The sequence below is a fragment of the Actinophytocola sp. genome (genome assembly GCF_035634895.1).
In the GTDB taxonomy this organism is placed as follows: domain Bacteria; phylum Actinomycetota; class Actinomycetes; order Mycobacteriales; family Pseudonocardiaceae; genus Actinophytocola.
Genome location: NZ_DASQCC010000245.1, coordinates 1 through 2,649 on the forward strand (window position 1 = coordinate 1; position 2,649 = coordinate 2,649).

The 2,649-nt window shown below is 69.0% G+C and carries 4 protein-coding genes and 1 pseudogene; 4 read left to right on the plus strand and 1 reads right to left on the minus strand.

Annotated features, from left to right (window positions below; translation table 11 throughout):
- Positions 1-501, plus strand: a pseudogene (locus VET29_RS38160) (2-oxoacid:ferredoxin oxidoreductase subunit beta); the annotation flags it as partial.
- Here VET29_RS38160 and VET29_RS38165 read toward each other — a convergent pair.
- Positions 463-657: a hypothetical protein gene (locus tag VET29_RS38165; RefSeq protein WP_324930236.1), complete on the minus strand. Its 195-nt coding sequence runs from the start codon at positions 655-657 to the stop codon at positions 463-465. The pseudogene VET29_RS38160 and the gene VET29_RS38165 sit on opposite strands and share 39 nt — an antisense overlap.
- A gap of 229 nt (positions 658-886) precedes the next feature.
- On the opposite strand from VET29_RS38165, the gene VET29_RS38170 reads away from it, so the two are divergent.
- From VET29_RS38170 to VET29_RS38180, 3 genes are read left to right on the plus strand one after another with little or no spacing between them, the layout of a single operon-like run.
- Entirely contained in the window at positions 887-1,402 is a 516-nt protein-coding gene (locus tag VET29_RS38170; protein ID WP_324930239.1) for an aromatase/cyclase, read from the plus strand.
- Positions 1,389-2,114: a class I adenylate-forming enzyme family protein gene (locus tag VET29_RS38175; protein ID WP_324930243.1), complete on the plus strand. Its 726-nt coding sequence runs from the start codon at positions 1,389-1,391 to the stop codon at positions 2,112-2,114. The genes VET29_RS38170 and VET29_RS38175 overlap by 14 nt, the downstream gene beginning before the upstream one ends.
- A complete protein-coding gene (locus VET29_RS38180; protein ID WP_324930245.1) occupies positions 2,111-2,512 on the plus strand; it encodes a flavin reductase family protein in 402 nt (133 codons plus the stop codon). Before VET29_RS38175 ends, VET29_RS38180 begins: the two co-directional genes overlap by 4 nt.
- The last annotated feature ends 137 nt before the right edge of the window (positions 2,513-2,649 follow it).

Here is a 2,649-nt window from a genome sequence, read left to right on the forward strand (position 1 = left end):
GCACGAACCCTCGACAACGACCGCACCCAACTCACCTCCGTCCTCACCGCCGCCGCCCAACACCGCGGCACCGCACTCGTCGAGATCTACCAGAACTGCCCCATCTTCAACGACGGCGCCTTCGACCTCCTCAAAGACCAAGGCGAAAAAGAACAACGACTCATCCCCCTCGAAAACGGCAAACCCATCCGCTTCGGACCCAACAGCGAATACGGCGTCATACGAACCGACTCCGGCACCCTCGACACCGCCAAAATCGCTGAAGTCGGCGACAACCGGATCGTCGTCCACGACACCACCATCGACGACCCCACCTACGCTTTTGCGTTGTCCCGGCTCTCCACCCAGGACCTGTCCCACACCGTCACCGGGATCTACCGCAACATCTCGCGGCCGACCTACGACGACCAAGCACGCCAACAAGTCACCGCCGCCACCGAGACGAAACCGGCCGACCTGCGGTCACTCCTGCGCGGGAGTGACACCTGGACCGTCGGCTGAGCAACGCAGCCACACCGGACCGCGAGTTCCCGACTCCCACTCGCGGTAGGCCCGCACGAGCAGCAGGTGGAACCGACCGCGCCGTGCCCGCGGGCCCGCGTCGGCCGTGACGACCGTGGTCATGAGGCGCCTCGGCACACCCTGTGTGTCTGACATGCGCGGCCTCCGTTCCCGTTGGTCATTCCGTTCCCGTTGGTTACAGGATCTGCGCCGTATCTTGGGCCGCTCTCGCAACAGGCACGAAAACTGCCGGTAGCGATCTCTTTACCACGAGTCGCCAGGATAGGGACCACTTGTCGAGCAAACCTCGAGTTGACCTCCAGCACGGGTGAGGAAACTCATAGACATACCGGCCACCTGGGAGTTGCCGGAGGGAGCGGATGACATGACAGAGCTCAGGATCTGGACGGCTCGCCACACGACCAAGGTCGCCGCGCCCCCGAAGCGCGTGTTCGAAGTGGTCGCCAACGTGGACCGCTGGCCCGCGCTGCTGGACCCGCTGGTCGCGGTCGAGCACCTCGGTTTCGACGGCGTCTGCGAGCGCGTCCGGTTCGCGACGCTGGTCGACGGCGTGACGACGCAGGACATGGTCATGGTCCGGGAGCTGAACCCGAAGCGCATGCAGGTGCGTTTCCGGCAGGTCGACGTGCACGCGCCGGTGGTGACGATGGGCGGCATCTGGCTCGTCGTGCCGAAGGGCCTCGGCTCGATGGTGGCGCTCGACCACTACTTCCGCGTCGCGGACAACGACCCCGCCGCGGTGGCGAGGGTGGAACGGGAGATCGCCGCGGGCAGCGCCTCGATGCTGGCCGCACTACAGCAGACCGTCGAGTTCGGTGGCATTCCGGACCTGATCGAGTCCTACCCGGACAGGGGGCGAGTCCGACATGAAGCACGCTGACCTACCAGTGGGTTCCCTCGATGTGCTGACCAGCCAGGCCGCGCGGACGTGGCCGAACCGGGCCGCACTGCGGACGGGTTCCAGCGTGGTGACGTTCGCCGAGTTGGACCGCGCGGTGTCGCGCCTGGCGTTCGGCCTGCGGCAGGCGTTGGGCGGCGACGGCCTCACCGTGGCCGTGGCCGCGCTGCCGGGCCTCGACTTCCCGACGGCCTTCTACGCGGTCGTCCGCAGCGGCAACGTGGCCGCGCCGGTGGACCCGCGGCTCCCGGCGGACGAGCTCGCGGACTTCCTGGCCGTCACGAAGACCCGTGCGGTGATCCTGGGCCGCGCGATGTACGAGCGGGTGCGCCCGGTGCTGGGTGCGGAGCTCGAGCTCGTGCTGCTGCTCGACGCGCCGGCCGAGCCGGGCGTGCTGACCTGCGCGGAACTGGCCACGGCGGGCGCACTGCTCGTCGAGCCACGGGACCGCGACGAACGCGAGCCGGCCGCGATCCTGTCCGGCCTGGTCACGCACCAGGCACTGAAGGCGAGGGCGGCGTCGGTCGGCCTCACCCCGGCCACGGTGATCCTGAACTCGGCGCCGGTCTTCGACGCGACCCAGCTGTGCGCCGGCATCCTGGGCGGCGCGACCCAGCTGCTGTCCCGCGACGGCTCCCTGGAGCGCAACGCGACCCACCTGGTCACCGAGCAGGGATTGCGGGCGGCGTCATGATGGTCGCCACCACCGCCGACCGCGCTGGCTGGTGGTGGGGCTGCCCGGTGACCGCGCTGACGCCGGTCCCGGCCGAGCCTTCCCGGGTCACGATCGGCATCCCGCGCGACGCCGAGGGCTACCGAACCTTCACGACGGCGGACGCCGTGGCGGTTCACGTCCTGCGGGCCGGGCAGGAGGCACTGGCCGACCACCTCGCGAGGCACCCCACCGACTTCGACACCGTGCAGTCCACCCACGGTTTCCGGGTGGACTGCGGCTTCGGCGGCGTGCCGTTGCTGGCGGGCGTGGTCAGTCGCCTGGAATGCCGTCCGGTCAACGTGGTGACGGCAGGCGGCAGGGTGCTGCTGCTGGCCCAGGTGGTGCGGGACGACTGCCGGGGAGGGCTCGCGGCCTAGTGTCCCGCGCCGGAAATCAGGCAACTAATTCGGCGGCCCAGCTTCCTGCTGGCGGCGTTGCCGGTTCGCCCAAGTACGACCCAGTACGAGGGCGAACCGGCGTCTTGCCAGCAGAAACCTGGATCCACCGACTTGAT

Coding starts and splice junctions, on each gene's coding strand:
- VET29_RS38165 (WP_324930236.1), bottom strand. CDS start 657: ATGTCAGACACACAGGGTGTGCCGAGGCGCCTCATGACCACGGTCGTC.
- VET29_RS38170 (WP_324930239.1), top strand. CDS start 887: ATGACAGAGCTCAGGATCTGGACGGCTCGCCACACGACCAAGGTCGCC.
- VET29_RS38175 (WP_324930243.1), top strand. CDS start 1,389: ATGAAGCACGCTGACCTACCAGTGGGTTCCCTCGATGTGCTGACCAGC.
- VET29_RS38180 (WP_324930245.1), top strand. CDS start 2,111: ATGATGGTCGCCACCACCGCCGACCGCGCTGGCTGGTGGTGGGGCTGC.